Source organism: Pantoea sp. CFSAN033090 (assembly GCF_001264395.1).
Classification (GTDB): domain Bacteria; phylum Pseudomonadota; class Gammaproteobacteria; order Enterobacterales; family Enterobacteriaceae; genus Pantoea; species Pantoea agglomerans.
In genome coordinates, this window is sequence record NZ_LGYX01000012.1 from 42590 (window position 1) to 69124 (window position 26535).

Consider the following 26535-nt stretch of genomic DNA (forward strand, 5'->3'; position numbering starts at 1 on the left):
TAAGATCTCAGATGAAGCGACTCAGGAACGCCTGGGTGCGCGGATGCTGTGGATTCGCGATCACCTCTTCAGGCGTGCCCTGCTCCACCACCACACCCCCATCCATAAAGACCACGCGATCGGCGGCTTCCCGCGCAAAGCTAATCTCATGAGTCACCACGATCATCGTTAATCCCTGGTCGGCCAGGGTACGCATGGTCGCCAGCACTTCGCCCACCAGTTCCGGATCGAGCGCGGAGGTCGGCTCATCAAACAGCATCAGCTGCGGCTTAATCGCCAGCGCCCGCGCAATCGCCACACGCTGTTGCTGTCCGCCCGAGAGGTGACGTGGCCAGGCGTCCGCTTTATCGCTTAACCCCACCGTCGCCAGCAGCGATCGGGCATGAGCCATCGCCTCCTGACGCGGGAATTTATGCACGCCGATGGGCGCTTCAGTGATGTTCTGCAGCACGGTCATATGGGGGTAGAGATTGAACTGCTGAAACACCATGCCAATTTTCTGGCGCTGACGGGCGATCTGGCGTGGCGACAACCGGTGCAGCACATGCCCTTTAAGTACGTACCCGATCTGCTCATCGCCGACCCGAATCGATCCGGCGTTCATCTCTTCAAGGTGATTGATGCAGCGCAGAAACGTGGATTTACCGGAACCAGACGGCCCGAGGATCACCACTACCTCACCGGGCCAGACATCCAGATCGATCCCTTTCAGAACCTGATTGTCGCCGTAATTCTTCTGCACGTTGCGGGCGCAGACCAGGGGTTCATGCTGACTCATTGTTCCTCCTGCTGGGGTTGCGCGTTAGCCGCGACGGCGGCGCGTCTGGGGGCGCTGGCCACCCGGCGAGTGCCACGCGCGTAGTAACGCTCGATGGCGGACTGGCCCAGATTGAGGATCGAGGTGATCAGCAGATACCAGATCACCGCCACCATCAGCATCGGGATGATCTCGAAGGTACGGTTGTAGATCGCCTGCACCGAGTAGAGCAGATCGCCCATTGCGATCACGCTGACCAGCGACGTCGCCTTGATCATGCTGATCAGCTGGTTGCCGGTGGGCGGAATAATCGACCGCATCGCCTGCGGAATAATGATGCGCCGCAGCGCCCGTGAACGACTCATGCCAAAGGCCTGTGTGGTCTCTACCTGACCGTTATCCACCGACAGCAGACCGGCGCGAATAATTTCCGCCATATAGGCCGCTTCATTCAGCGCCAGCCCGGCGATAGCGGCCGTCAGCGGCGTAATCAGATCGTTGGTATTCCAGCTGGCCAGCGTGATATCGGTCCACGGCAGCGTCAGCGACAGCGCCGGAAACAGCGTAGAAAGGTTGTACCAGAAGATCAGCTGTACCAGCAGCGGCGTGCCACGAAAGAACCAGATATAGAGTCCGGCAACGCCGCGCAGCAACCGGTTCTCAGAGAGCCGCCAGACACCCAGCAGCAGACCGAGCAGCGTGCCGAGCACCATCGACACCACTGTCAGCCCCAGAGTGACCTGCAACCCTTTGAGCACGGATCCTTCGGTAAACCACTTGAGTACCACCTGCCATTCAAAATTAGGGTTGGTCGCCACCAGCCACAACAGATTGGTGCCGATCACCAGCACTAAAATCCAGCTGATCCAGCGTCCGTAAGTGGGGGCGCTGCGAGCGAACGCCACGTCGCGCAGCTGTGCCTCGCCGCTGTGCAGATGGCGCGGCGGGCTCATTTGCTGGCCTCTTTCGCCAGATTCAGTCCGGGTGCGGTGGTCATGTTGCCCTCAAGCTGCCACTTTTTCATGATGGCCGCATACGTCCCGTTCTGATACAGCTCTTTGTAGGCATCCAGCACCACCTGACCCAGCGGCGAGCCTTTCGGCACCACCGTGCCCTGGAAAATATCGCCAAAGCCGTTTTTCTGCCCTTTGCCCGCCAGCTCAAGTTGCCCTTTCGCCTGATTAACAAAGTAAGTCAGCGGCGCCTGTGATGAGAAGAACGCATCGGAGCGTTTAGAGCGTACCGCCAGAATTGATGAAGGTTGATCGGTAAAGGCCTGCACCGTCACGGCCGGTTTCCCGTCGGCCACACACCGGGCTGACTGCTTACGGATAACCTGTTCCGCAGAGCCAGCGGCCATAACGGCAATGCGCTTGCCGCAGGTGTCGTCCAGCTGATTGATTCTGGCCGGATTGCCCTTCTGCACGCCGAACACCACGAACTCCTGCACAAAATCGATGAAATCCACTTTCTGCTGACGGTCCGGATAATCACCAATCGGCCCAATTGCCAGCTGATAACGACCCGCATTGATGCCGGTGAGTACGCCCGATAAACCACTCACCGTCGCATGCTCGATCTTCACACCCAGCAGTTGTGCCAGTGCAGTCGTTAATTCGGCCGACGCGCCCTCCATTGAGTGCGGGCCATTCACAATTTCATAGGGCGGAAATGAACCGTTATTCACTGAAATCATTTTGCCCGATTTTTTGATCTCATCCGGCAGCCTGTCATGCAGGGCCTGGTCAACTTTTTGCACCGGAATAGCGTCGGCAGCCTGCGCCAGGGATGCAGTCAGCCCCAGCGCCACGATTAAGGCGGTTGCTCTCTTCGTCATAATGGATTCCTGGTTCAGCGGATCAGTTGAGTTCGGGACGGGCAAAGCGCCGGTTTTCCAGTACCGGCAGCACCCGGCGGGCATAGGCGACGCGCTCAGGATCGAGATCGGCAAACAGCAGCGCCGGCGATTCCGCCGCATTCGCCACCGCTACGCCCAGCGGATCGACCACCAGGCTGTTGCCGATATTGCGCGGGCCGCACTCCCCCACCGCCACCATATAGCAGGTATTTTCCAGCGCGCGGGCACGGGTCAGCAGTTCCCAGTGCATCTCTTTCAGCGGACCTTTAACCCAGGCGGCAGGCAGCACCAGCACCTCTGCACCATCCAGTACCAGCCGACGCGCCAGCTCCGGGAAGCGCACGTCATAGCAGGTCATTAATCCGACTTTCATACCCGCGACCTCAATCAGCGGCGGAATGACGTGGCCGGGATTGACCCGCTGCGACTCCTGCATCGCAAAGGCATCGTACAGATGCAGCTTTTCATAGGCGGCGATGATCTCACCGTTGCGGATCGCTACCAGCACGTTGAGCGCTTTTTGCTCGCCGGTGGGAACGTGAATGCTCATCATGGTGGTCAGTGCATTCTGCTTGCTGGCGGCCAGCAGCTGGCTCAGAAAAGGGCCATCCAGCGGCTGCGCCGCCTTCAGCACTAAATCGGGGTCGGCTATATCACGTGCCAGCACCCCTTCCGGCAGTACCAGCAGATCGGCGCCACCTTCTGTCGCCCGCTGCATTAAGTCCAGACAGATACTGGCGTTCTCCTGCCATTCGCGGCTCACCGCAAATTGTCCCAGTGCTACTTTCATCATTTCTCTTCTCCCGCAGCGGCCGGAAACATTGCTTCCGGCGTCAGTACCTGGTGAGTCAGCCCTTGCTCATAGAGCTCACGGCCAAAGTCCGCAATCATCTTTCTGTTAACGCTAAAACCATTCTGATTCCAGTCAGCGGGCAATTCCTGCGCAGTGCGTCGCAAATCGTCCAGCAGCCACGGCGTGGTGTCGGCATATTTCTCTCTTTTCTGCATCCACAGCCGGTAAGAGCGATCGATGACCTCACTTAACGCCGCAGGCAGCCACGGATGCGCCGCCGCCAGTGCCGGTTTAAGCGCCAGAATGTGGATGCCCGGCACATAGCCGACACGATTAAAGTAGTCCCGCTCCGCCTGATAAAAATCGGTCTGCAGCTGACGTAATCCCGAACCAGGCAGGAAAAAGCCCTCCGGCATAAATGGCGTGAAGATGGCATCCAGCTCACCCGCCTGCAGCATCTCTATCAGCGGTCGTTCGTCAGGCGCGGGTTCAATGCGGCCCGGGCGGCCAAATCCCGCCAGCCGATCGACAATCGGATGATCGGCAGTAAGACGACCGGCATACCAGAACACATCATCGATTTCGACGCCTGCTTCACGCAGCACCGTGCGTGTCCAGGTATTGCCCGAATCCTGCCAGCCGGTGACGCCGATTCTCTTACCTTTCAGCTGCGCAGGCGTGGTGATGGGGCTGCTGCTGGTTGTGATAATGCAGCGCTGGCGGAAGCCGCGCATCAGGAAGTGCGGCAGGCCAAGCAGTGTTTCGTCTCCTCTGGCCCGGCCCTGAGCATAGCGGCTGAAGGAGACTTCGCCCGCGTCATAGTCGGGGCTGGTCGCCAGATCATTCACAAGTGTGCCGACGCGGTCGATCTGCAGTTCAAAACCTTCTGGTCTGATATCGCCCAGCGCCAGCGGGGTGAAGTAGTCCCAGTCGCGTACCGCCAGTCTGATGAGTAGCCTTGCCATGATCTCTCCGTTTACGCTGCACCGTCGGGACGGGGCATGAAATAGTGCTTGAATTTGATACTAGATCCGGAATACTTACCTGAACAATCATTAATTTGTTACTGAACAAAGTATTTTCTTATGACAGAGAGCGTCGACCTCAACTGGTTTTGCAGCCAGATAAAATCGCCTTCAGTGAAAGGCATTGCACAGGCAGCCTCCGCGCTGATTCGTGACGGACAGATCGCGACAGGTATGCAGATGCCTGCGGTGCGGGAGATAGCGGAGCAGCTGGGTGTCAGCCCGGCAACCGTTTCTGCTGCCTGGGCGCAACTCAGAAAGCAGAAAGTGCTGGCGGGCAAGGGGCGCAGTGGTGTCTGGGTCAGTAGTAATACGGTGATGCCGCGTCCGATTCGCTTTGAGAAGATCGGCAACTACGGTGATAACATCCGCGCCGATCTGACCCTCGCCGCGCCCGACCCCGCCCTGCTGCCTGACCTGCAGCGTGCGCTGCAGGCGGCCCTACACTCACCGCAGCTCAACAGCTACACCCGTGAGGCGATTTCCGCGCCGCTGCATAGGGCGATCGCGCCGCGCTGGCCCTATGCTGCAGAGGCGTTTCTGGCGACAGATGGCGGTTTTGACGCGATGAATCTGCTGGTGCAAACCCTGGTCTCGCCGGGAGACCGCGTGATTATTGAAGATCCGACCGCGACCCGGCTGCTCGATATACTGGATAACGTCGGCGCAGAGATTCTGCCGCTGGCGTGTGATGATCAAGGCCCGCTGCCAGAGGTTCTTTCTCTTCTGCTGGAGCAGGCACCGGTAATGTTGATCTATCAGCCCCGCACCCACTCGGCCACCGGGAACAGCATCAGCCCGGCGCGACGTCAGGCAATGGCGCAGGTTCTGCAACAGAGCAACACACTGATCGTTGAGGATGATGGTATTGGCGATCTCTCCGCGGAGGCGAGCTGGAGCCTGGGTTCAATCTTTCCTGAGCGCACGCTGCACGTCCGTTCGTTTTCCAAAGCCTATGGACCGGATCTGCGGCTGGCAGTGCTCTCTGCCACCTCGGAGATGGTCAGGCGCATTCAGTCATGGCGAAATTTTGGCGTCAGCTGGACCAGCCGCATTCTGCAGGATGCGGTGGCGTGGCTGCTGGAGGATGAGGAAACGCAACGGCAGATCGCCACCGCACGCGCGACCTACCGGCAACGGCGTGAAGCGTTGCTCGCGGCGCTGGCACAGCGTGGGCTTGATCTGCCGCTTCGCGACGGATTAAGCCTCTATATTCCGGTGACTTCAGAGCAGTTTGCCATGATCACGCTGGCTGCCCGCGGTATTGCGGTCGTGCCAGGCGAGCGCTGTCGGCTCGGCCCAACCCAATTTATTCGCGTCAGTATCGCCAGCCTCAGGGATGAACAGCGGGAGATGATTGCCGGGGCGCTGGTCATCGCCAGCGGACGGGAATTTAACTCGCTTGCAGATCTTTGATGAGATAACAGGGGGATTCAACATAGCCTTCACGGGCGTAGAACTGGTTCGCCTTGAGACGTGACTGATGGCAATGGACTTCCATGCGATCGCAGCCACGACGAGCCGCCAGCATTTCTGCATGCTGAATCAGCTGCTGGCCGACGCCTTTACTGCGCTCACCTTCTGCAATGCAGAAATAGCTGATGCGGGCGAAATCACCGGCCAGCGCCAGCTGAGGAATAAAATGTAAGGAGAGAAACCCCAGCACCTGACTGCCATGTTCAGCCACCAACAGCGCTTCACTGGGATCGCTGCATAACTGCGCCAGGCGCTGTTCAATAAAGCTTTCAGTGCCGCCGTAGCCTAACTCGCTCAGTAATGCACTCAACGCAAAACTGTCTTTCAACTCTGCCTGACGTATGTTCATCCTGCCTCCTCACTCACTGGGTTCTGTCGCACAGTTATATAGCGTCGCAAGCCAAAAAGCTGCATCTCGGGTTGTTATAAATATGTTACGGTTATTTAGTGTGAACCGCCGCGCAGTTTGTGCGCCAACACGCCGAGAGTGAGAGTACGACAGGGGGGATGAAGCGCAGATTACAGCCATAAAAAAACCCGCCATAAGGCGGGTTTTTAGAATTCTGACTGTTAACTTACAGACTGATAACGTTAGCAGCAGATGGGCCTTTAGCGCCGTCGGTGATTTCAAACTCTACGCGCTGACCTTCAGCCAGAGTTTTGAAGCCGTTGCTCTGGATTGCAGAGAAATGTACGAATACATCTTTGCTGCCATCTTCAGGAGTAATGAAACCGAATCCTTTAGATTCATTAAACCACTTAACGTTACCTTTGATCTTAGACATCTATATTACCTTTACATGAAAAATGGACACTAAACTGTGTCGGGGTCTAGTACAGCAATTGCTGAGGGATTTGTCCAGCATGATTTGATGAAAAAGTGATAAATATCGACATTCTGTACATCCATCACACTTTCCTGCTTTTCGACTTGCGAAACATCGCTCAACGCGTATCAGGCGCAGAGCGGGTATCGGTCGCTAACCTGCTGGAAACGAAACCCTTTTTAATTTTAAGCGGTTATGTTACTGACGTTAAAAAGAAAAATCTGATTAAGATATATTCCTGTTCTTAATGACGTTTACGCCGGTAAAAGGTCAATTTTTTTCTATCATCCGGACGGTAAGTCCCATGACCTTAAACCCGTTTTTCTGCTTTTTCAGGCCTGCGTCCTGCCAGTGGCTATTTATTGTACGATAAATCTTAAATTCACTGGCGCAGATCCCGCTCCCTCGCCAAAAAAAATGAGTCGGCTGTGCCATTATCATCAGTCATGGCAGGCTATTCGCGGATATTTTAGCCAACAACTAATAAACACTGATCTGGATCAATGAAATGCTTTTTAGTGACCGAATGCGCATTTGGCAACAAACAATCAAAAGCATAAGAAACTACTTTTCTTATCGCAGTGCGAAATAATATTGCCGCGCAATAGATAAAGTCTGCTTAACCTGTCAGGCACAGGCATCCGTTAATGCTGAGTAAAAGGAGGGTGAGACACAGGATGGTGATGAAGATACGTTGCGGTCAATGTGGAAGCGCCCGATTCGTTTTTACTGATTACCGCGAGGGCCAGCGAAACTTTCATGGTGCCTGCTGCGCATACTGTAAGAAACCTCTGGGCTCACAGGATCTGCTGCCCAATACGCCGATGGATCCCATTACAGACGCTCTGTTGGCCAGCCAGAAAACATTGCGGGCACCTGATTAGGTGCCCGCTGTTGCTGAAGCGTTAACAGATATCAGAAAATCAGTTTGAACACCCCTGTCAGGGTCAGTAAGCCAACGATAAAAATGATCGCAATAATCCACAGAATAATTTTCATTTCCTTTCCCCTCACCAATTAAACACTTTTCCTGTAAGCATTATAGACAGGAAAATGCGCCCTGCCGCTTCACTTAAGGCTCAACTGGTCATAAGTTCATCAACCCTGAGCTTTATTTAAATTCTGAGATAACGATCGCAACACCACTTTTTAACGGCTCTCTTTCTTCGTTTTACAGAACACTCCTGGCTAAAATTTAGGCGGCAAGGCAGGCCTCAAGAGTGATGAGATTGAAAATGAGTCGCGAGGAGATCTTATGAGCACGATTAATACCAGCATGGGCCGCTACAGCCTCAAGGCAAAAAACAGCGGTAACCACATCAAAGGGACTTTCGCCATCAACGATGAAGGCGGCACGCAGCTCTCTCTGCAGGAGTTTGACGAGCACTACCTTGATGATGTGGTGAATAACGTTATCTACCCCGTTACCGGTGGCAACCGTGACATTGCACACGCGCTGCGGGAACAGATGGTAAAAGCCGGTTTTGAACCGCCTCATTAACGTGGCAGATTCAGACTGAATCTTCTCTGTCAGGCCGCACCTTGCGGCCTTTTTTATGCTGTCTGTCCCGCACATCCCGGTTTAACCGGCAACAGGGGCAGCAAGCGCGACGGGATGTTCAAAGCTCAAAGAGGCAGCGGGAGAGACGCGAAAGCAGAGAGCCGCTGGCAGGCTTGCCAGCGGCCAGAGGTTAAATCGCCCAGGAGAGCAGCAGGCAACCCACCAGACCACAGACCGAAATAATGGTTTCCAGCGCCGACCAGGAGCGGATGGTTTCGCCAATCGTCAGGTTGAAATACTCTTTGAACAGCCAGAAGCCCGGGTCATTAACGTGCGAGAAGATCACGCTGCCGGACCCTACGGCGATGACCATCAGTTCCGGGCTGGCGCCGCTGGTAACAATCAGCGGTGCCACAATTCCCCCGGCGGTAATGGCCGCTACCGTGGCAGAACCCAGAGCAATACGCAGCACCGCGGCAATCGACCAGGCCATAAAGATTGGCGACAGCTGAGTAGAATGCATCATGCTGGCAATGTATTTATCCACGCCGCTATCCACCAGCACCTGTTTGAAGGCACCACCACCGCCGATGATCAACAACATCATGGCGATGATTTTGATCGAGTCGGTCAGGGTATCCATGACCTGTTCCATCGTGCGGCCGCGATTCAGTCCAAAGGTGAAGATTGCAATCAGCACCGCAATCAGTGTCGCCATCACCGGGTCGCCAAAGAACTCCGCATAGGGCAGCAGCACATGGCCTTTAGGCAGCAGCATCTCTGCCACCGCACGCAGCGCCATCAGCACCACAGGTACCAGTGCCGTCCAGACGCTGACGCCAAACCCCGGCATTTCCGCCTCGGTAAAGGTTTTCGGGTTATAGAGACCCTCAGGAATCGGTTTGTCGATGCCTTTCAGGAAGCGGGCGTAGACCGGACCCGCCAGAATCACCGTAGGAATACCCAACAGCGTACCAAACAGCAGCGTTTTACCCATGTCAGCGTTAAACAGCGTCGCGATTGCGGTCGGGCCAGGATGCGGCGGAAGAAAGCCGTGCGTCACGGACAGGGCAGCCGCCATCGGCACCCCGACATAGAGCAGCGGCACACGTGCCGATGCCGCAACGCTGAACACCAGCGGCAGCATCAGTACAAAGCCGACTTCATAGAACAGCGCAAATCCGACGATAAAACCGGTCAGCACCAGCGCCCACTGAATATGCTTAGTGCCGAATTTTTCAATCAGGGTGGTGGCAATACGCTGCGCACCGCCGCAGTCGGCCAGCAATTTACCGAGCATGGCACCAAAGCCCATGATCAGCGCCAGGCTGCCCAGCGTGCCGCCCACGCCCGCTTTGATTGAGGTAATCACTTTATTAACCGGCATGCCCTGCATCACACCGACCGCCAGCGCCACCAGGATCAGCGCGATAAATCCATTAAGCTTAAAGCGAATCATCAGCAGCAGCAGTAACGCGACGCCAATCGCCACATAGAGTAATGGCATAGCTTTTCTCCACCTTGTGCACTGAACATCATTCAGTGTCGGTTTATTATCATGATCCCCTGAGGGCTACAAAACAGTGCGCTGTAAGATGTTTACACATCCCGACAAACGCTGTTACCGATAACATGTTAAGGGTAACATCAGCAGGAAAGCACCACCCCGCCGGGGGTGAATTTCTGTTTTGCGAAGGTGATCAACTTTTTGCCAATGCGTTATCAGAAAGTTTGCCAGTCCCGGCGCCTTGCTTTTCGTTACACTCAGATTTTAGCGAAATGTAAAAAGGATGCGCTGGTGAGTGAGAACCTGAGTGAGCTGTACAGTAATCAACGAACCCTCTTTGGCCGGGGCAGCCTGGATAAACTGGTGCCGCTGCTGACCGCCCGGCCACAGCCTACCCTGCTGTTTTGTGGACAATCTTTTCTGCAAGGCCCCGCATATGCCCGGCTAAAAGCCGGACTCAACGATCATATTATTGGCTATGAAATTGTCAGTCATGAAGCCTCACCCGCCGAGATTGATGGCTGGGTTGCGCGCTGGCGCGGTCATGTGGATCGGGTCGTCGCGATTGGCGGCGGGAGCGTGCTGGATGCGGCGAAAGCGTTTAGTGCGATGGTACAACATCCGTTGCCAACCGCCCGCTATCTGGAAAAAGTGGGTGACACCGCGGTTCAGCCCATCACGTTGCCGCTGATTGCTATCCCGACCACCGCCGGTACCGGCAGTGAAGTGACGCAAAATGCGGTGGTGACTGACCAGCGTGACATTCAGATAAAAGCGTCACTGCGTCACCCGGTCTTTGTGCCGGAGGTGGCAATTCTCGATGCCGATCTGCTGAAAGGTGCGCCGGACCGGGTGCTGGCAACCTGCGGTATTGATGCGTTTACCCACCTGTTTGAAGCGTATCTCTCCGGCAAAGGCAACCTCTTTACCCGACAGCTGGCGCTGACCGGCCTGCGTCAGTTTGTTCAGGCCTGGCCTGCCCTTAATCGTGAGGATGCTGCTGGCGACGCGGCACGGGAAGCGATGATGATGGCGTCGTGGCTGGGCGGTGTCAGTCTCAGCAGTGCGGGTCTGGGGGTGATCCACGGTATTGCAGGGGAACTGGGCGCGATAAAGCCGTTCCATCACGGTGAAGTGTGCGGACGTCTGCTGTTTCCGTTCCTGGATCTGTTGTCCGACAGCGAACAGCCACTACAGCGTAAGCTGATGGCGGAACTGCACCCGCAGCTCTTCAGCGAAACTACGGACTCACCGGCTCAGTTTCTGAAACAGTGGCTGCAGCAGCAGGCGATCACCCCATTCTGGCAGGATGGCCCTTCACTGAGCCGCGCCGAGGTGGAGTGGATTCTGGCGCGAGCCAACAGCAAAAATTCGCTGGTGAATTACAGCCGCGAACAGATGCAGATGATGATCGCGCAGGCCTGGGAAATCACGGCGTGATCAGGAGCCGCGTTGCCCGCATTCGCTGACCAGGCACAACCGGGCCTGCCAGCCTCGCCCGGCTTTGCTGCTCCTCAGCGCTATCCTGTTGCACCCGCTCTCTGAGCCAGGCGGCTGGCTGAATCACGGCGCTGACCGTCCTGGCTTAATCGCAGCGCCAGACGGCTAAGCCTGCGTGGCGCTAAAAGGCCCCTCACCTGCCAGCATCTGCTCAATCACCTGCAGCACGCCCTGCTCGTTGTTAGAGGGCGCGGCGTAGCGCGCCGCCTGTTTCACCCGCTGTGGCGCGTTGTCCATGGCAAAACTGAAGCCAGACTGTCTGAGCATCTCCAGATCGTTACCGCCATCACCAAAGGCCAGCACCTGGTCGTGCGCGATCCCCCAGCGTTGTGCCAGCAGATCCAGACCGTGCGCTTTATGATTCCCCGGCACGATCAAATCCACCGAGCCGTGACCGCTTGAGGTCGCTGCCACTCGCCCCTGATGCAGACGTTCAATATCCGCCATCAGTGGCTCGATATAGTCATCAGAGAGATTCAGCGCGAACTTAAACAGCCGGTCATGCTGCACCTCATCCAGATGATGAATCGGCTTCAGCCGGTGACAGTAATGGCGCATCTTCTTCAGCCAGTTCTCTTCCATGCCGTCGAAGTACCAGGCGCTCTCCCGGCCACACAGCAGGTAACGCAGACCCGGATAGTCGCCGTTTTGCAGGGTATCGATCACCGCGTCAACATCGCGGCGTTCAAAGGCACCGCAAAACAGTTCCTCATCACGATCGATAATCCATGCGCCGTTTTCGGCTACAAAGGCGATATCGCTGGCGATCTCCGGGAAAAATGATTTGAGCTGGTAATACTGATTGCCGCTGGCCACCACAAATTTGATGTCACGGGCGGTGAGTTGCTGATAGCAGTCGAGAAAGCGGGATCGATTGTACTGCTTGTTATCGTCCAGAAATGTGCCATCCATATCTACCGCAACCATCTTAACCGTCGTCATCATGACTCCTTACACAGGGAAATTTCAGCGTGGAGTGTCAGGATAGCCGCTGGCGCAGCAAAACGGAAAGAAAGAGGGATGGCCGCAGCCATCCCCTGGGGATCAGTTCAGGGCGCTGTTCAGCACCAGCGCGGTAATTACCCCGGTTGCGGCAGCAATCAGCACATAGTTGCCGTCGATGTTTGCCCAGTGATAACCGCGCGGTGGTTCACGCAGACCGCGCTCATGCCAGTCGGCTACGCGGTAATGGTCGCCGCGGTACGCCTGCGGGACAGGATGCCCGCGACGGAAGTCGTGCCCCTGCCAGGCGAAATGGTCGCGATCATTACGTGCCTCTCTGCCCCGACCGTTGTTGTCCTGATCCGGGCGATGATTGACGCTGTCATGACGGTTGTTGCCACGCTCCTGATTCTGGTCAGAACCGCGATTGTCAGCACGATGGTCACCGTTCTGACGCGGCACAGGCTTGCGGTGCGCGTCATCACGATCGTCTGCCCGTGAGGCCTGAGAAAAGAGTGTGCTGCATGTCAAAAGTGAAGCGATAAGCGTTAATGTTGTTTTTTTCATGATACTGCCTCCGAAAATAACGGCTGTTCAGGCACCGTTGATCGGCATCATGGCAATAATTGTGGCGGGAGGCATCTGTAAAAGTCTTAAAATCCGGTAACTTACACACTATTACGCTTGCTTAGCGCTTTCTTAACACAGGACATGCGATGACAACGTTGCTGACGCAATCCAGAGGTTAACCGGGCAACCTGCGCTGTCTGAAAATCACGCTCTGGTTGACGGATGATGGCCGATGAAAAGTCAGGATGCTGAAACGCACCCTGACATTTTTGCGGTTATGGCGTGCTGAGGATCACTGGCGCATCCGGTAACCCGGTAAAGTGCGTCACGATGTGGTGGTAATCAGCCGTCGGGTCCAGATCGCGGAACACTTCCGGATAGAGATCTTTTGCCAGAATTTCCATGCCGATAATGTTGTAAGGGTGATTATAAAAATGGTGATAAACGCCATACACCCGCTTCTGTTTCACCGGTTCGATCTGCTCCAGACCGGTGCGGCTCTGCAGGCGGTTAAAGGTGGCGGTCACGTCGGTCTGACTGGCACCGTAACCAAACGGCAGCACGTTACTGTTCGGGCGTTTAGAGCCGGTCATGATATAGACGTCCGGCTTCATGGCGATAATCTTCTCCAGCGACACAAATCCTGAGCTGCCGGGCAGCAGTGCAGAACCGATATTCTTGCCACCGACCGCTTCCACCAGCGCGCCCCAGCCGTTATGACCGTGTGTAAAGCAGCAGTTGTCGCTGTTACCGGCAATCGGTTCAATAAACACGGTTGGCTTGTGCGGCACCTGCGCAATCTTCTGCTGAAGCATCTGCCAGCGCTGCTGGTAAAAATCGGCGTAAGCTTTCGCCTCGGCTTCGCGATTCAGAACGGTGCCCAGCACTTTCACGCTCTTCAGGGTGTTCTCTTTCGGATGAAGTTCAACATCAAGGAACAGCACCGGGATATGGAGATTTTTCAGGGTGGCGAGCACGCCTGACTGCGTCAGGGCCGGTTTGGCGCGCAGCTGCGCAATCATCAGATCGGGCTGCTTCGCCAGCACGCTCTCCAGATTGACCTGCCCCTGATCGTTAAAGCCCATATCAACAATCGATGCCGCCTGCGGCCAGCGCTGCTTCAGCAGGTCCCAGGTCTGGGTATCCTGCTTTTTCGGCAGGTTGTTCCAGGCAACGACACGCTGAAACGGGTTCTGGCGATCCAGTAATGCCAGCGCCATCACGTCACGCCCATCCTGTAAAATCACATGCTGCGGCTCTTTTTGCAGCGTAATTTTCTGACCATCCATATCGGTCACCGTGACCGGATAGGTGGTAGCCGCACAGGCGGTTGACAGTAAAAGTGTGGTGGCAGCAACTATCCCGATTTTCATTTTTCTCCTGTCCTTTTAGGGAATAATAATTATTCGCGTTAACTCTACCATGCTGATAAGTACCAAATGTAACTATTGCTAACCAGATGCGTCTGAGAGGCGGCATTAACAACGCGGCAGCGGGCTTAAATCAGGGAGCGATATCGCTGAATACGTGGAGGTGCATAGAGAGAATGGCGAAGGGCGGGCAGAATGGCAGGCGCATCCCAGGGGGATTGAGATGCGCCTGTTGCGCTAAGTGTTACTTCACCAGCGAATAGAAGATTGCGGAGATGGCAATCAGTCCGATCAGCACGACAAACAGATTGCTGATATGACCGCTGTACTTCCGCATCGCGGGTACCTTCTGGATAGCGTACATCGGCATCAGGAACAGAATCATCGCAATGACCGGCCCGCCAAGCGTCTCAATCATGCCGAGAATATTGGGATCCAGCGTTGCCACCAGCCAGGTCGTCAGCAGCATAAAGAGTCCGGTCAGGCGATTCAGTCTGGCGGGCGCGATGGTTTTGCCGCGACTGCGCAGCGCCTTATTAACCATGCCGTTAAATCCTTCGCGCGCACCAAGATAGTGACCGAGAAACGATTTCGTGATCGCCACAATGGCAATCAGCGGTCCCAGCCATGCGATCATCGGCACCTTAAAATGGTTCGCCAGATAGGAAAGAATGGTGATGTTCTGCGCCTTGGCGGCGTGTAAATCTTCAGGCGACAGGCTCAGCACACAGCTGAAGACAAAGAACATCACCGTCACCACCATCATCAGGTGCGAGCAGGCCAGAATGCGCGAACACTTTTTCTCTGCGGCATCGCCATACTCTTCCCGCTTTGCCAGCGCGAATGAGGAGATGATCGGCGAGTGATTAAACGAGAAGACCATCACCGGAATCGCCAGCCACAGCGTCATCCACAGGCTGCTGCCCGCGGGCTGAACGTTCAGGGTCGAAAGCACAGCGCCGTGCCAGTGCGGGATCAGATAGCAGGCCATCAGCATCAGCACCGCCACAAAGGGATAAACCAGCACGCTCATCGCTTTGACAATCATCTTCTCGCCGAAACGCACAATGGTCATCAGTCCGACAATCAGCAGCAGCGACAGCAGCACTCGCGGTGGCGGCACCAGGCCGAGCTGATTCACCATCAGGCTCTCAACCGTGTTGGTGATCGCTACGCTGTACATCAGCAGAATCGGGTAGATGGCGAAGAAATAGAGCAGCGTAATCAGCTTGCCCGCACCAACGCCAAAATGCTCCTCGACCACCTCGGTGATATCCCCGGCCGGATTTTTACCGGAGAGAACGAATCGGGTCAGGGCGCGGTGCGCAAAAAAAGTCAGCGGAAACGCCAGTATCGCCATGATGATCAGCGGGATCAGCCCGCCGACGCCAGCATTGATAGGCAGGAACAGCACACCCGCCCCAATCGCCGTGCCGTATAAACCCAGCATCCACATGGTGTCGGTTTTACGCCATCCCGTATCGACGTCACTCTCAAGCGCGCCCAGCGTGCCAGTTTGCGTGGTTTTCATCAGATCTTCCGTTTTAAAAGCCGCCAGTAACCTGAGCCGTCAGGCAGGCAAATGTCCGCCCCACTCTGCGCCTCAGCTGCAACAGGATCAGTCAACGTGATGCTGACCCGTCCGTGCATAGGTAATCGATTGCGTGCGCCACTTTTTACACTACCTGACGATAGAAGTTCAAGCCGTGCAGATAAACACGCATGGATTGCTGAAAAAACCGTCAGGTTGTGCAAAGTGACTGCGCGGCGATCATGCCATCTTTGTGGCGGTTTTACCGCCCCTAAAAAGGTGATCCCTGTAACGGTTCAGCGCAACGGGCTACGCTTAAACAGATTCTGTCGCGATCACGCCGACAGGTGCACAGGAGAAGAGAATGAAAATTGCCTGCCTCGGATGGGGATCGTTAATCTGGAAAGCTGGCGCACTGCCGGTGGCCAGTCAGTGGCATCATGATGGTCCTGAGCTACCGATTGAGTTTGTGCGCATCGCTGACGGCGGCGAGCTGTCGACCGCGATCTGCCTTAACGCCAGCCCGGTGCCAGTGTACTGGGCCTGGCTGAATACCGCCTCACTTGAGAGCGCCTGCCGCGCATTGCGCCTCCGTGAAGCCATTCCGGACAGCCGTATCGATGGCATCGGGATGATGACGGTGACAGCGACCTCAGCGGGACCACTGGCAGAGTGGGCTAAGACCAAAGGCATAGAAGGTCTGATCTGGACCGGCCTGCCTGCCCGCATGGCGGGTGTCGAAGGCCAGATCCCGACGCTGGACGACGCGCGGCACTATCTGCAGCAACTCACCGGTGAAACGCGTGAGCATGCCTGGCACTACATCGAACAGGTTCCGGCACAAATCGACACGGTTTATCGTCGTGCGTTTGCCGACCTCGCTCTCTGGCAACCCGACACCCGAGCCGTAACGGTCGCCACAACGCAGGTGCAGCCGCCCTGTCAGCCCGGCTGAAACTGGCCAGCCTGCTGCACCGCTCTGCTTACTCCTTAAAGGATTACTACACTTCAGGCAGGTTTCGATTTCAGGTTTCCTGAGTCTTTCCCGTGCGTGGCCACGCCTTCTGGCCTGGCCGCCGTCCCCTAATCATCAGGAGATGAACAGATGAAAGCATTAACTTATCACGGCCCCCATAAAGTCAGCGTCGATAATGTGCCCGATCCGGGTCTGGAAGCCGCAGATGACATTATTCTGCGTGTGACCGCCACGGCCATTTGCGGTTCAGACCTGCACCTTTACCGCGGCAAAATCCCCGGTACCGGGCACGGAGATATCTTTGGTCATGAGTTTATGGGCGAAGTGGTTGAAGCAGGCAGCGCAGTGACCGCCGTGGCCAAAGGCGATCGGGTGGTGATCCCGTTTGTTATCGCCTGTGGCGACTGTTTTTTCTGCCTGATGAGCCAGTATGCTGCCTGTGAAAATACCAACAGCGGACGGGGTGCCATCCTGAACCGGAAAAACATCACGCCGCCCGCAGCCCTGTTTGGTTTCAGCAAACTCTATGGCGGTGTGCCTGGTGGACAGGCGGAATATGTCCGGGTGCCGAAAGCCAATACCGGCCCGTTTAAAGTGCCGTCGGTACTGTCGGATGAGAAAGTGCTGTTCCTGTCAGACATTCTGCCCACCGCGTGGCAGGCGGTGAAAAACGCCGAGGTGAAACCCGGCTCCAGCCTGGCGATTTTCGGTGCCGGACCGGTTGGCCTGCTCAGTGCCGCCTGCGCCCGACAGCAGGGTGCCGAACAGATCTACATGATCGACCACAACAACTACCGCTTAAACTTTGCCCGTGAGCGCTACGGTGTTATCCCGATTAACTTCGATGAGATCGATGACCCGGCCGGCTGGATTATCGAACACAGCACCGGCAATCGCGGTGTGGATGCAGTGATTGATGCAGTAGGGTTCGAGGCAAAAGGCAGCATGACCGAAACCGTGCTCACCAATCTCAAACTGGAAGGCAGCAGCGGTAAAGCGTTGCGTCAGTGTATTGCCGCAGTAAGGCGTGGCGGTATCGTCAGCGTGCCGGGCGTCTATGCCGGATTCATTCACGGCTTCCTGTTTGGTGACGCCTTTGACAAAGGGCTGACCTTTAAGATGGGACAGACCCACGTACACGCTTATCTGCCCGACCTGCTGAAGCTGATCGAACAGGGTCATCTGACGCCGGAAGAGATTGTGACCCACCATCTGCCGCTGGAAGATGCTGCGCGTGGCTACGATATTTTCGCCAAACGCGAAGAGGAGTGCCGCAAGGTGATTCTGGTGCCTGGCATGGCTGCGACACAGGCCACAATATAATTTCACAATGGATCTGAAACGCTTAACCCCTGGCTCCCCGGCTATTCTCCGCCGGGGAGCTCATCTCAGAACGGCTTGCGTTGCAGGCTGCTTCGCCACTCCCGCCTCTCCAGCAGATGTTCATCCGGCGAATCCGCCGTATCAACCTGACTGCCCTGCTCCAGCCATCGCGCACTGCGTGAATGGGGATGACTTTCGCTGATCACCTGTTGTGAAAACGCGCCAAACGATAACAGCAAAAACAGTAATGCACTGGCCAGCCTCACTTTCATACGCACACCTCTTTGGTAATGGTGCCGCTATGCTGCCCGAAGGGTTTTCATTTTCTGTCAGTAACAGGCAAAGTTATGTGGTAAGCGGGAACAAGCTGCGACGGGTTTAACCGCGGTTCAGAATAGCCAGTCAGCCCGGCATCATAAGTTTCCCGACTAACCGTCCGTTTTCTTTCAGGAGAATGCTATTGAACCTCAATCAGTTTGATCAGCCGGTGGGTGAGGCTCTGCCCGACTGGCAACCGGTCAACAGGCCACCCTGTATGCCACTCACGGGTCAGCACTGCCTTCTCCTGCCGCTGAGCATCGATCATGCAGAACCGCTATTGCAGGCATTTATGCTGGCACCGGATGATCGCGACTGGACCTGGCTGAGCGCGGAGCGGCCCGCCTCTCTGCCGCAGATGCAGCGCTGGATTGCGGATAAAGTGGCAGATGCAGCCCTGGTGTCCTTCACGGTCTGCTCGCCAAATCAGCAGCCCTGCGGCGTGGTCTGCTTCGCCAGCATTGAGCCGGGACACGGCACTGTTGAAATCGGTCACGTCACCTGGTCGCCGCTGATGCAGCGCAGTGTCATTGGCAGCGAGGCGATTTATCTGCTGCTGCAACAGGCTTTCTCGCTCGGCTATCGGCGAGTGGCGTGGCGCTGTGATTCAACCAATATCGCATCACGACGCGCAGCAGAACGGCTGGGGTTCCGCTTTGAGGGCCGTTTTCGTCAGGTGATGACGCGTAAACAGCGTAATCGCGATACCGACTGGCTATCAATTATTGACCGTGAATGGCCGGATGTTCAGCGCGCCCTGAGTGCCTGGCTAAGTGCGGATAATTTCGCTGCCGGGGGACAGCAAAAGCGCCCGCTCAGCGCCTGCTTCGCCGACGTTAACCCGGCTGATGCAAACGCGACAAGTCCTGAACGCGGAGCGGATGCTGGCGATTAATGCAGCCGACGCACGGTCAGTGCCGCGGACCAGCGCTGTCGCTGACAGCGCGGGCAGACAGCCTGCTGCTCAGCCTCAACGATCTGCGTCTGGCCGCAATGGGTGCAGGCATAGAGCGCGCTGACCGGTACAGTGCTGTAATCCTGCCGGTGCTCAGGAGGCAGTACGCTTAACCCGGCGCGCATCTCATCGTCATCGTAGAAATAGAGGCTGAGCTGACCATCGACCTCCACCAGCGCCAGCCGGATCTGCCCCAGATGCTCCACACCACTCTGCCGTAACTCCATATAAAACTCATCTTCAGAAATATTCAGACGATCCAGACTCTCCAGCACATACAATCCCTCTTTAATCAGGGTAATCACGTCGCCCTGAATAAGCCGTGAAAAGCGCGGGCTGTGCGCCGTCAGCCAGGTCGTGAAGCGGTAGAGCGCCAGCAGGACTACAAACACCATAATGACCGGCAGCACCGGCACATCATCGTAAAATGTCACATCACCGGACGCGGAACCCAGCGTCAGGATCACCACCAACTCGAACAACGACAGCTGGCGCACGCCGCGTCGTCCTGAGACTTTCAGAAAGGTGAACACCACCAGATAAGCGATCATGACCCGTACCACCACCTCAAACAAAAAGGTGGCCGGTTGATCGTTAAGTAAGAAACGGTGCCAGTCGAATGAGAACATAGCCTGTAAAACATCCTGTTTTAGGGGGCGCGCATCGTCGCATCACCCGTTGATGACCCGCAGATTCAGGCCAGTGATAAGTAAATCTTGTCGCCAGCCCGCCAAAAGGCAAGCGAAGCTGTAACGCGAAAGTGGGCGAGTCTGACCTCTCTGCATGTTGAGGAAAAGGTTAACAAAGCTGAAAATGGCGCTGACACTATTCACGCTGCGCTTATCGGGCCGTTCGCAAAACCGCATGCTAAAACTTCCTGTTTCTGGCTGGATAATTTTTACCGCTGCGCTTTTTTCTTTTACTTCAATAAATTGCGAACCAAACCTTACTGCCTATACTTTCCAGTAAGGCTTCCGCAAAACCTTTCAACATCCAGAGAAGCCAGCCTTTTTCTGCCGATAGCGTCACTGGCCTATACCTGCTATCTCACTCGTCCACACCGCGACAGGCCCTGATGCCTGCAACTCAGTGTCTGTGACTTATGGCATGGATCGCCCGTCCGTTCAGAGTGGTCAGATCGATCAGTCTGCAATGCATACCCTGACGCCCTGACCCGTTTCACGACGGCTCGTCAGCGGGAAGCGTGTTGCTTTTTTTCGGGAGATGCCATGACGCCCTTTTCCAGTTTCTGGCAGGCCGGCTACGAAGGTGCCGATCATATCAATCCTGCCGGCCTTGCGCTGTCGATGAACGATCTTAACCAACATCAGGCGCGTGCAGCAGAAGATTATGCCGCGCTGGCCCCCTTTTCCATTCGCACAGTGCGCGAAAGCGTCGGCTGGCGGTTATGTGAGCACGATGGCCGCTATGACTTCTCGACGGTCGCGGCCCGGATGCAGGCCGCAGAGCAGCAGGGCATTCAGCTGAGCTGGACAATCTGCCACTACGGCTGGCCCGCTGGCGTCAGCCTGTTTGACCACGACTTTGTCAGCCGTTTCGCCGCCTTCTGTGGCGCACTGGCCCGCTTCCTGGCCCCCTGGTATCAGCAGGCGCCGGTCTACTCTCCGATGAATGAGATCTCCTTTGTCAGCTGGGGTATCTCGGTAGGGCTGTTCACCTGTGAGGCGATCGCTGAGGCGGATCGGGCGGATGCCGCCAAGCAGCAGCTGGTGCGCGCTACGCTGGCAGCCTGTGATGCCATCTGGCTGGCCGATCCGCGAGCCCGTCTGCTGCACTGTGATCCACTGATCCATATCGTGCCCGATCCCGCCGATCCGGCCAGCGATGTGCTGGCACGTGAGATGTGTGACACCCAGTTTCAGGCGTGGGACATGCTGAGCGGCAGGCTTAACCCGGAACTGGGCGGCGCCCCACGCTATCTCGATCTGATTGGCGTGAATTACTACCACGACAATCAGTGGGAGCAGGGATCAAACCGGCGGCTTTACTGGCATCTGGGCGACAGCCGACGCCTGCCGCTGCATCGGATGCTGCAGCAGGTCTGGCAGCGTTATCAGCGGCCACTGCTGCTGGCGGAAACCAGCCACGTCGGCAGCGGACGCGGAAGCTGGATCCTTGAGATCGCCGCGCAGGTTGCGCAGGCGCAACTGGCAGGCGTTGAGCTGCACGGCATCTGCCTCTATCCGATCCTCGATCGTCCCTTATGGGAGGAGACGACTTTCTGGACCCGCAGCGGTTTGTGGGATCTCGATCTGCTGGGGGCCGATCCCTATGCCCGCCAGCTACAGCAGCCTTATGCCGACGCATTACGTCAGGCGCAGCGCTTTTTGCAGCACATCCACTCCTCAAAACACCCCTGTCAGGAGCACACTATGAAACCACCTGTTCTCATTGTTTTCAGCCATTTACGCTGGGGATTTGTTTTTCAGCGTCCGCAGCAGCTACTGACAAGACTGGCACAGCACTATCGCGTGCTGTTTGTCGAAGAGCCGGTCTGGCAGGCGGGGCCACAGGGCCTGCATCAGAGCTTGCCTGCCGCTAACATCACGGTGATCCAGCCGCATACCGACAGCGACGCGCCTGGTTTCCACGACAGCCAGATCGCCCCGCTGCTGCTGTTGCTGACGCCGCTACTGGAGGAAGATGAACAGCCGCTGATCTGGTTCTATACGCCGATGGCGCTGCCGCTGCTGACACCTTTTGATCCCTCACTGGTGATTTACGACTGCATGGATGAGCTTTCCGCTTTTCAGAATGCACCGCGCCAGCTGCAGCAGCGCGAATCCGCGCTGATGACCCGCGCCGATCTGGTCTTTACCGGCGGCACCAGCCTCTATGAAGCGAAGCGTGACAAACATCCTCAGGTTTACTGCTTTCCCAGCAGCGTTGATGCTATTCATTTTGAGCAGGCGCGCGATCGCAGCAATCGTCATCCGATGCAGGATGCGATTCCGGCACAGCGTCTTGGCTATTACGGCGTGCTGGATGAGCGCATAGACCTGCCGCTGATTGCGGCGCTGGCGGACAGCCACCCCGAGTGGCAGATTATTATGGTCGGGCCGGTGGTAAAAATTGATCCCGCCAGCCTGCCGCAGCGCGACAATATTCACTGGCTCGGCCAGCAGCCCTATCAGGCGCTGCCGCAGTTTCTGGCGGGCTGGGATGTCTGTCTGATGCCGTTTGCCATCAATGCCTCGACGCGCTACATCTCACCGACTAAGGTGCTGGAGTATATGGCGGCGCAGCTGCCGATTGTCAGTACCGCGATTATTGACGTTGCGCGGCATTACGCAGAGGAAGTCGCGGTGGCAGAGAGCCACGCGGAATTTATTGCCGCCTGTGAACAGGCGATGGCGATTGGTGCCGCAGAACGGCTGGCGCTGGCGGGACGGATGCAGGCAAAGGTCGATGCCACCTCATGGGATCGCACCGCTGAACAGATTCATGGACTGATCCAGCAGGCGCTGACGCAGCGTCAGCCCGCACTAAGGTCGGTCAGCCAGGGCAGCGCGCAGGCGAATATCACGCCGTTAACCCCATTGATGCTGGAGAGTGAAGCCGTGCCCTGCCTGATTATCGGAGCCGGGCCAACCGGGCTGAGCGCCGGTTATCACTATGGCGAAGGCGCAGTGTTGCTGGAGAAAAATGCCACGCCTGGCGGCTGGTGCCGCTCGATTGACGATCAGGGTTTTACCTTCGACTATGCCGGTCACATTATGTTCTCGCAGGATCCCTACGTCTTGCAGCTGTATGAGATGTTGCTGGGCGACAACCTGCACTGGCAGGCGCGTGAAGCCTGGGTCTACAGCGATGGCGTTTATACCCGCTATCCCTTCCAGTCCGCGCTGCACGGCTTGCCGGTCGAGGTGGTAAAAGAGTGCGTGCTGGGCGCTATCGAGGCGCGTTATGGCGAAACGGCCGCCGCCGCGGTGCCACTGGATCGGGCGCGGGCACGGCGGGACTGCTGCGCAGATGGCGCGATCCCCGATGAGGGCAGCAGCACAGGCGTGGTGGAAGGCGAAGAGGATTTCCAGCACTTCATTATGCGCACCTGGGGCAAAGGCATCGCGCGTCACTTTGCCCTGCCCTACAACCAGAAACTGTGGAAGGTGCCGCTGACCGACATGGAAACTTCATGGCTGGGCGGACGCGTACCGCTGCCCGATCTGGCGCAGATCATTGATGGCGCACTGCAACCGCTGGCGAAACCGGTTGGCCCCAACGCCCGTTTCGGCTATCCGCTGCGCGGTGGTTTCCAGGCGCTGATGTCCGGCTTTTTGCCGCACCTGAAATGTACGCTGGAAACGGATGCCCCCCTGACCCGCCTCTATCCGCAGGCGCACGTCGCGCTGCTGGCGGATGGCCGCCACTACCTTTATGAACAATTGATCAGCACCATGCCGCTGCCGGAGCTGATTAAACTGATGGGCGATGAAGTGCCGGATAGTGTGCAACGGGCGGCGCAGCAGTTGCAGTTTGTCTCGGTGCGCTGCGTTAATCTGGGGATTGGCCGCGCCGACCTGACCGAAAAGCACTGGATTTACTATCCTGGCGATACGCTGTTTCACCGCATCTTTGTGCAGGGCAATGCGAGTCCGCACTGCAACCCGCCGGGCGGTTTCGGCTTAACCTGCGAAATCACCTATAACGCGGCCAATCCGCTGCCGCTGGCGGGGGATGCGCTGATTGAGCGCTGCCGTCAGGATTGCATCAGAGTTGGCATGATCACCGCGGACGATCCGCTGCTCTGTGCCTCAGAGGTCGATATGCCCTACGCCTACGTGGTCTATGACCATGCGCGCAGCGCTAACGTGGCGCTGATCCGCCAGTGGCTGCTGACCCAGGACATTCATCTGTCAGGCCGCTACAGCGAGTGGGAATATTACAACTCGGATCACGCCTTCCTTGCCGGTAAACGCGCCGCCGAAAATGTCCGGCTGCAGCATGTCAGCGAACGGACGCTCGGCTGACCCGGCGCAGTCGCTACGAAAGCCGCTGGCTGCACTTCGCGGCTTTCAGCGACTGCAACTGCGTCAGTCGCCGCTCCGCCTTCTGGCTGGCATTGTATTTCGCAATGCCATTGCCCAGCCCGAAATCCCCGACAAAGCCCAGCACGGTCAGTGCATCGAACTGGCCGGTCTGCTCAATATCACTCTGCACGCTGTGCGCTTTCACCAGCTCCTGATCCAGCGCGCTGCAATTCAGCATCGCCGTCTCTTCCGGGGTGACCGCGGACGCCTGTGGATACTGCTTGGTCGCGCAGCCGCTTAATACCAGCGTCAGCAGGACAATTAAAACGCTCTGTTTACTCATTTTTCATTGCCTGTTTTTTATCCAGTTAATACTGTTATCGGCAGCATCCCCCGGGATCATGAGTCTCTGACCTACCAATAATGGTCGAAACCGCTACGCTAATGTAGGATTCAGCGCGCTGCTGTCAGTTGCAGCGTGTTACCTATAGGAAGTCACGCAGCGAACGCACATTGCCCGTTCATCACTTCTGCCAGACCTTTCAAAGAGTTAGCCAGCATGATGCTGTCATCAGCAGCGTTTAAAAAGCAAAGCCTGACCGATAATCAGTGACGAGGCAGCCGCATAAGCACAGCCAGACACAGAAAATTCGCGCGTCGGGTTTATCAGAGTTGTTCGAGATGAGGTTTTTCCATGCGTTTTAAAGGATTGAACATCGGGTTTTTCATTTTGATTCTGGCTATCGCCACCCTCGGTTTTTTCGAGGTGCTTTCGCCCTATTTCTCGCCGATTTTATGGGCGGCGATTCTGGCGGTGATTTTCCATCCGCTGAAAACGTATCTGCGGGTCCGAATGGGCGAACGCAATGGCCTGGCCGCGTTGATTACCCTGCTCTGTATCTGTCTGATTGTGTTCACGCCGCTGGCCATTATCGCCTCATCGCTGGTGGTCGAAACCAACGCGGTCTATCACAAACTGCAGACCAATTCGGCGCAGTTCCCGGCGGTCTTCGCCGATCTGTTACAGCATCTGCCGCGCTGGGCAAAACATTATCTGGCTGAAAATAACCTGGATAACGCCGAACAGATTCAGCAGAAACTCTCCTCGTTTGCCCTTAAGGGCGGTCAGTATGTGGCAGGCAGCGCATTTATCATCGGTAAAGGGACGTTCAGCTTTACCGTCGGCTTTGGCGTGATGCTTTATCTGCTGTTCTTCCTGCTGAAAGATGGCTCCTATCTGGTGCATCTGATCCTGGAAGCGCTGCCGCTCTCAACCTACGTGAAGCATCACCTGATGGTGAAGTTTGCGGCCGTGGCGCGCGCGACGGTGAAAGGCACGGTGGTGGTCGGTATTGTTCAGGGTATTCTCGGCGGGCTGGCATTCTGGTTTACCGGTATCGACGGCAGCCTGCTGTGGGGCGCACTGATGGCCTTCCTCTCCCTTATTCCGGCAGTCGGTTCCGCCATTATCTGGGTACCTGCGGCGATCTTCTTCTTCGCCACCGGTGCACTGTGGAAAGGGCTGTTCCTGGTGGGCTTCTTCGTAGTGATCGTCGGACTGGTGGATAACATCCTGCGTCCGCTGCTGGTCGGCAAAGACACCAAAATGCCTGACTATCTGATTCTGATCGCCACGCTGGGCGGCATGGAGATTTACGGCATCAACGGTTTTGTAATCGGTCCGGTGATTGCCGCCCTGTTTATCGCCTGCTGGAACCTGCTCTCCGGACGCGATAACCGCGAAAACATCGAAGCCATCGACGAAGAGTTTATCGAAGAAGGCAAGAAACAGTCTGATACCGCGGCAGAGGCTGCGGCTGAAGCGGCGGCGGCCTCCGCCGATGCGGCTGCAGAGACGGAAAGGAAAGTCTCTGCGTTAGCCGCCTCGGAGAAAGAAACAGCGGAAAAGAAAGCGTAATCCGCGTCAGCCATAAAAAAATCCACCTTTCGGTGGGTAATGCCAGTCAGTTAAGCGACAGGGGATAACGCAGTCTGGTGCGTATTGTTAAAAAGGGCACGAGAGTAGAGGCATGAGCGCCTCTGCTGCTGAAAGGGCTATCCGCAGCGCTGAGGCGTGACGGCGGGCCAGAAGTCCACGCCGGGAAGCGTGGACAGTTCGGGGCCGGCCAGGGAGGGCCGATCCCCGAACGGTTCGTCGGCACGACGTCAAAGCCGAAGGTACCGCGTGAGCGGCGCGAGGACGGCCCGGCAGCAGCAGAGGGGCCCAGGCCGGCACGGCAGCCCCATCTCCCCGAAAAACAACTGCGACGTCTGACCGAGCCAGCTTTTACTCATCTCATCTTAACTGACTGACA

The 26535-nt window shown here is 56.6% G+C and carries 23 protein-coding genes; 8 read left to right on the top strand and 15 right to left on the bottom strand.

Features of this window, described 5'->3' with window-relative positions; translation table 11 throughout:
• Nucleotides 1-7: 7 nt before the first annotated feature.
• Genes AFL22_RS12890 through AFL22_RS12910 form a run of 5 tightly spaced genes read right to left on the bottom strand, consistent with a single transcriptional unit; the run spans nucleotide 8 to nucleotide 4373 of the window.
• Nucleotides 8-778: an amino acid ABC transporter ATP-binding protein gene (locus AFL22_RS12890; protein ID WP_039391274.1), complete on the bottom strand. Its 771-nt coding sequence runs from the start codon at nucleotides 776-778 to the stop codon at nucleotides 8-10.
• On the bottom strand, nucleotides 775-1710 hold the full coding sequence (locus tag AFL22_RS12895; protein WP_052271540.1) for an amino acid ABC transporter permease: 936 nt from the start codon (nucleotides 1708-1710) through the stop codon (nucleotides 775-777). The genes AFL22_RS12890 and AFL22_RS12895 overlap by 4 nt, the downstream gene beginning before the upstream one ends.
• On the bottom strand, nucleotides 1707-2594 hold the full coding sequence (locus tag AFL22_RS12900; protein WP_010671270.1) for an ABC transporter substrate-binding protein: 888 nt from the start codon (nucleotides 2592-2594) through the stop codon (nucleotides 1707-1709). Before AFL22_RS12900 ends, AFL22_RS12895 begins: the two co-directional genes overlap by 4 nt.
• A gap of 22 nt (nucleotides 2595-2616) precedes the next feature.
• The gene (locus AFL22_RS12905) at nucleotides 2617-3405 is read right to left on the bottom strand and encodes a deaminated glutathione amidase (protein ID WP_052271541.1); all 789 of its coding nucleotides are present in this window, start codon (nucleotides 3403-3405) and stop codon (nucleotides 2617-2619) included.
• The gene (locus AFL22_RS12910; RefSeq protein WP_033756873.1) at nucleotides 3405-4373 is read right to left on the bottom strand and encodes an ABC transporter substrate-binding protein; all 969 of its coding nucleotides are present in this window, start codon (nucleotides 4371-4373) and stop codon (nucleotides 3405-3407) included. The genes AFL22_RS12905 and AFL22_RS12910 overlap by 1 nt, the downstream gene beginning before the upstream one ends.
• 120 nt (nucleotides 4374-4493) lie before the next feature.
• Here AFL22_RS12910 and AFL22_RS12915 point away from each other — a divergent pair, with 120 nt between their 5' ends.
• Nucleotides 4494-5849 carry an aminotransferase class I/II-fold pyridoxal phosphate-dependent enzyme gene (locus AFL22_RS12915; protein WP_052271542.1) on the top strand — a complete coding sequence of 452 codons (1356 nt, stop codon included), beginning with the start codon at nucleotides 4494-4496 and terminating at the stop codon, nucleotides 5847-5849.
• On the opposite strand, the gene AFL22_RS12920 is transcribed toward AFL22_RS12915, so the two are convergent.
• The gene (locus AFL22_RS12920; protein WP_010258992.1) at nucleotides 5827-6258 is read right to left on the bottom strand and encodes a GNAT family N-acetyltransferase; all 432 of its coding nucleotides are present in this window, start codon (nucleotides 6256-6258) and stop codon (nucleotides 5827-5829) included. The two genes, AFL22_RS12915 and AFL22_RS12920, sit on opposite strands and share 23 nt — an antisense overlap.
• 226 nt (nucleotides 6259-6484) lie before the next feature.
• On the bottom strand, nucleotides 6485-6694 hold the full coding sequence (gene cspE / locus AFL22_RS12925; protein WP_006118399.1) for a transcription antiterminator/RNA stability regulator CspE: 210 nt from the start codon (nucleotides 6692-6694) through the stop codon (nucleotides 6485-6487).
• A gap of 1297 nt (nucleotides 6695-7991) precedes the next feature.
• Here cspE and AFL22_RS12930 point away from each other — a divergent pair.
• Nucleotides 7992-8237, top strand: a complete 246-nt coding sequence (locus AFL22_RS12930; RefSeq protein WP_010258994.1) for a hypothetical protein — start codon at nucleotides 7992-7994, stop codon at nucleotides 8235-8237.
• A 190-nt stretch (nucleotides 8238-8427) separates the two neighbouring features.
• On the opposite strand, the gene gntT is transcribed toward AFL22_RS12930, so the two are convergent.
• Entirely contained in the window at nucleotides 8428-9744 is a 1317-nt protein-coding gene (gntT, locus tag AFL22_RS12935; protein WP_010258995.1) for a gluconate transporter, read from the bottom strand.
• Nucleotides 9745-10035: 291 nt separating this feature from the next.
• Between gntT and AFL22_RS12940 the strand changes: the two genes are divergently transcribed.
• A complete protein-coding gene (locus AFL22_RS12940; protein WP_052271548.1) occupies nucleotides 10036-11184 on the top strand; it encodes an iron-containing alcohol dehydrogenase in 1149 nt (382 codons plus the stop codon).
• A 165-nt stretch (nucleotides 11185-11349) separates the two neighbouring features.
• Here AFL22_RS12940 and AFL22_RS12945 read toward each other — a convergent pair whose 3' ends face one another.
• From AFL22_RS12945 to AFL22_RS12960, 4 genes are all read right to left on the bottom strand, one after another.
• A complete protein-coding gene (locus tag AFL22_RS12945) occupies nucleotides 11350-12186 on the bottom strand; it encodes a Cof-type HAD-IIB family hydrolase (RefSeq protein ID WP_033756869.1) in 837 nt (278 codons plus the stop codon).
• A 102-nt stretch (nucleotides 12187-12288) separates the two neighbouring features.
• Nucleotides 12289-12753 (bottom strand): RcnB family protein, encoded by a 465-nt coding sequence (locus AFL22_RS12950; RefSeq protein ID WP_052271543.1) that lies wholly within the window; start codon nucleotides 12751-12753, stop codon nucleotides 12289-12291.
• Between the two features lie 278 nt (nucleotides 12754-13031).
• Nucleotides 13032-14129 carry an ABC transporter substrate-binding protein gene (locus AFL22_RS12955; protein WP_033756865.1) on the bottom strand — a complete coding sequence of 366 codons (1098 nt, stop codon included), beginning with the start codon at nucleotides 14127-14129 and terminating at the stop codon, nucleotides 13032-13034.
• A 241-nt stretch (nucleotides 14130-14370) separates the two neighbouring features.
• Nucleotides 14371-15657 (bottom strand): HAAAP family serine/threonine permease, encoded by a 1287-nt coding sequence (locus tag AFL22_RS12960; protein ID WP_010671264.1) that lies wholly within the window; start codon nucleotides 15655-15657, stop codon nucleotides 14371-14373.
• 364 nt (nucleotides 15658-16021) lie between these two features.
• On the opposite strand from AFL22_RS12960, the gene AFL22_RS12965 reads away from it, so the two are divergent.
• Nucleotides 16022-16612, top strand: a complete 591-nt coding sequence (locus tag AFL22_RS12965) for a hypothetical protein (RefSeq protein ID WP_033771112.1) — start codon at nucleotides 16022-16024, stop codon at nucleotides 16610-16612.
• Nucleotides 16613-16762: 150 nt separating this feature from the next.
• Nucleotides 16763-17956 carry a zinc-dependent alcohol dehydrogenase gene (locus tag AFL22_RS12970; protein ID WP_010259005.1) on the top strand — a complete coding sequence of 398 codons (1194 nt, stop codon included), beginning with the start codon at nucleotides 16763-16765 and terminating at the stop codon, nucleotides 17954-17956.
• A gap of 65 nt (nucleotides 17957-18021) precedes the next feature.
• On the opposite strand, the gene AFL22_RS12975 is transcribed toward AFL22_RS12970, so the two are convergent.
• Nucleotides 18022-18228 carry a hypothetical protein gene (locus AFL22_RS12975; protein ID WP_010259007.1) on the bottom strand — a complete coding sequence of 69 codons (207 nt, stop codon included), beginning with the start codon at nucleotides 18226-18228 and terminating at the stop codon, nucleotides 18022-18024.
• Between the two features lie 188 nt (nucleotides 18229-18416).
• On the opposite strand from AFL22_RS12975, the gene AFL22_RS12980 reads away from it, so the two are divergent.
• Complete coding sequence (locus tag AFL22_RS12980) at nucleotides 18417-19169, top strand: GNAT family protein (protein WP_052271544.1); 753 nt, start codon at nucleotides 18417-18419, stop codon at nucleotides 19167-19169.
• Here AFL22_RS12980 and AFL22_RS12985 read toward each other — a convergent pair.
• Nucleotides 19166-19858 (bottom strand): YetF domain-containing protein, encoded by a 693-nt coding sequence (locus AFL22_RS12985; RefSeq protein ID WP_052271545.1) that lies wholly within the window; start codon nucleotides 19856-19858, stop codon nucleotides 19166-19168. The genes AFL22_RS12980 and AFL22_RS12985 overlap by 4 nt on opposite strands.
• Before the next feature lie 600 nt (nucleotides 19859-20458).
• Between AFL22_RS12985 and AFL22_RS12995 the strand changes: the two genes are divergently transcribed.
• Nucleotides 20459-24220, top strand: a complete 3762-nt coding sequence (locus tag AFL22_RS12995) for an NAD(P)-binding protein (protein WP_052271546.1) — start codon at nucleotides 20459-20461, stop codon at nucleotides 24218-24220.
• Nucleotides 24221-24233: 13 nt separating this feature from the next.
• Here AFL22_RS12995 and AFL22_RS13000 read toward each other — a convergent pair whose 3' ends face one another.
• The gene (locus tag AFL22_RS13000) at nucleotides 24234-24563 is read right to left on the bottom strand and encodes a hypothetical protein (protein WP_010259013.1); all 330 of its coding nucleotides are present in this window, start codon (nucleotides 24561-24563) and stop codon (nucleotides 24234-24236) included.
• A 351-nt stretch (nucleotides 24564-24914) separates the two neighbouring features.
• On the opposite strand from AFL22_RS13000, the gene AFL22_RS13005 reads away from it, so the two are divergent.
• A complete protein-coding gene (locus AFL22_RS13005; protein WP_033756854.1) occupies nucleotides 24915-26138 on the top strand; it encodes an AI-2E family transporter in 1224 nt (407 codons plus the stop codon).
• Nucleotides 26139-26535: the final 397 nt, after the last annotated feature.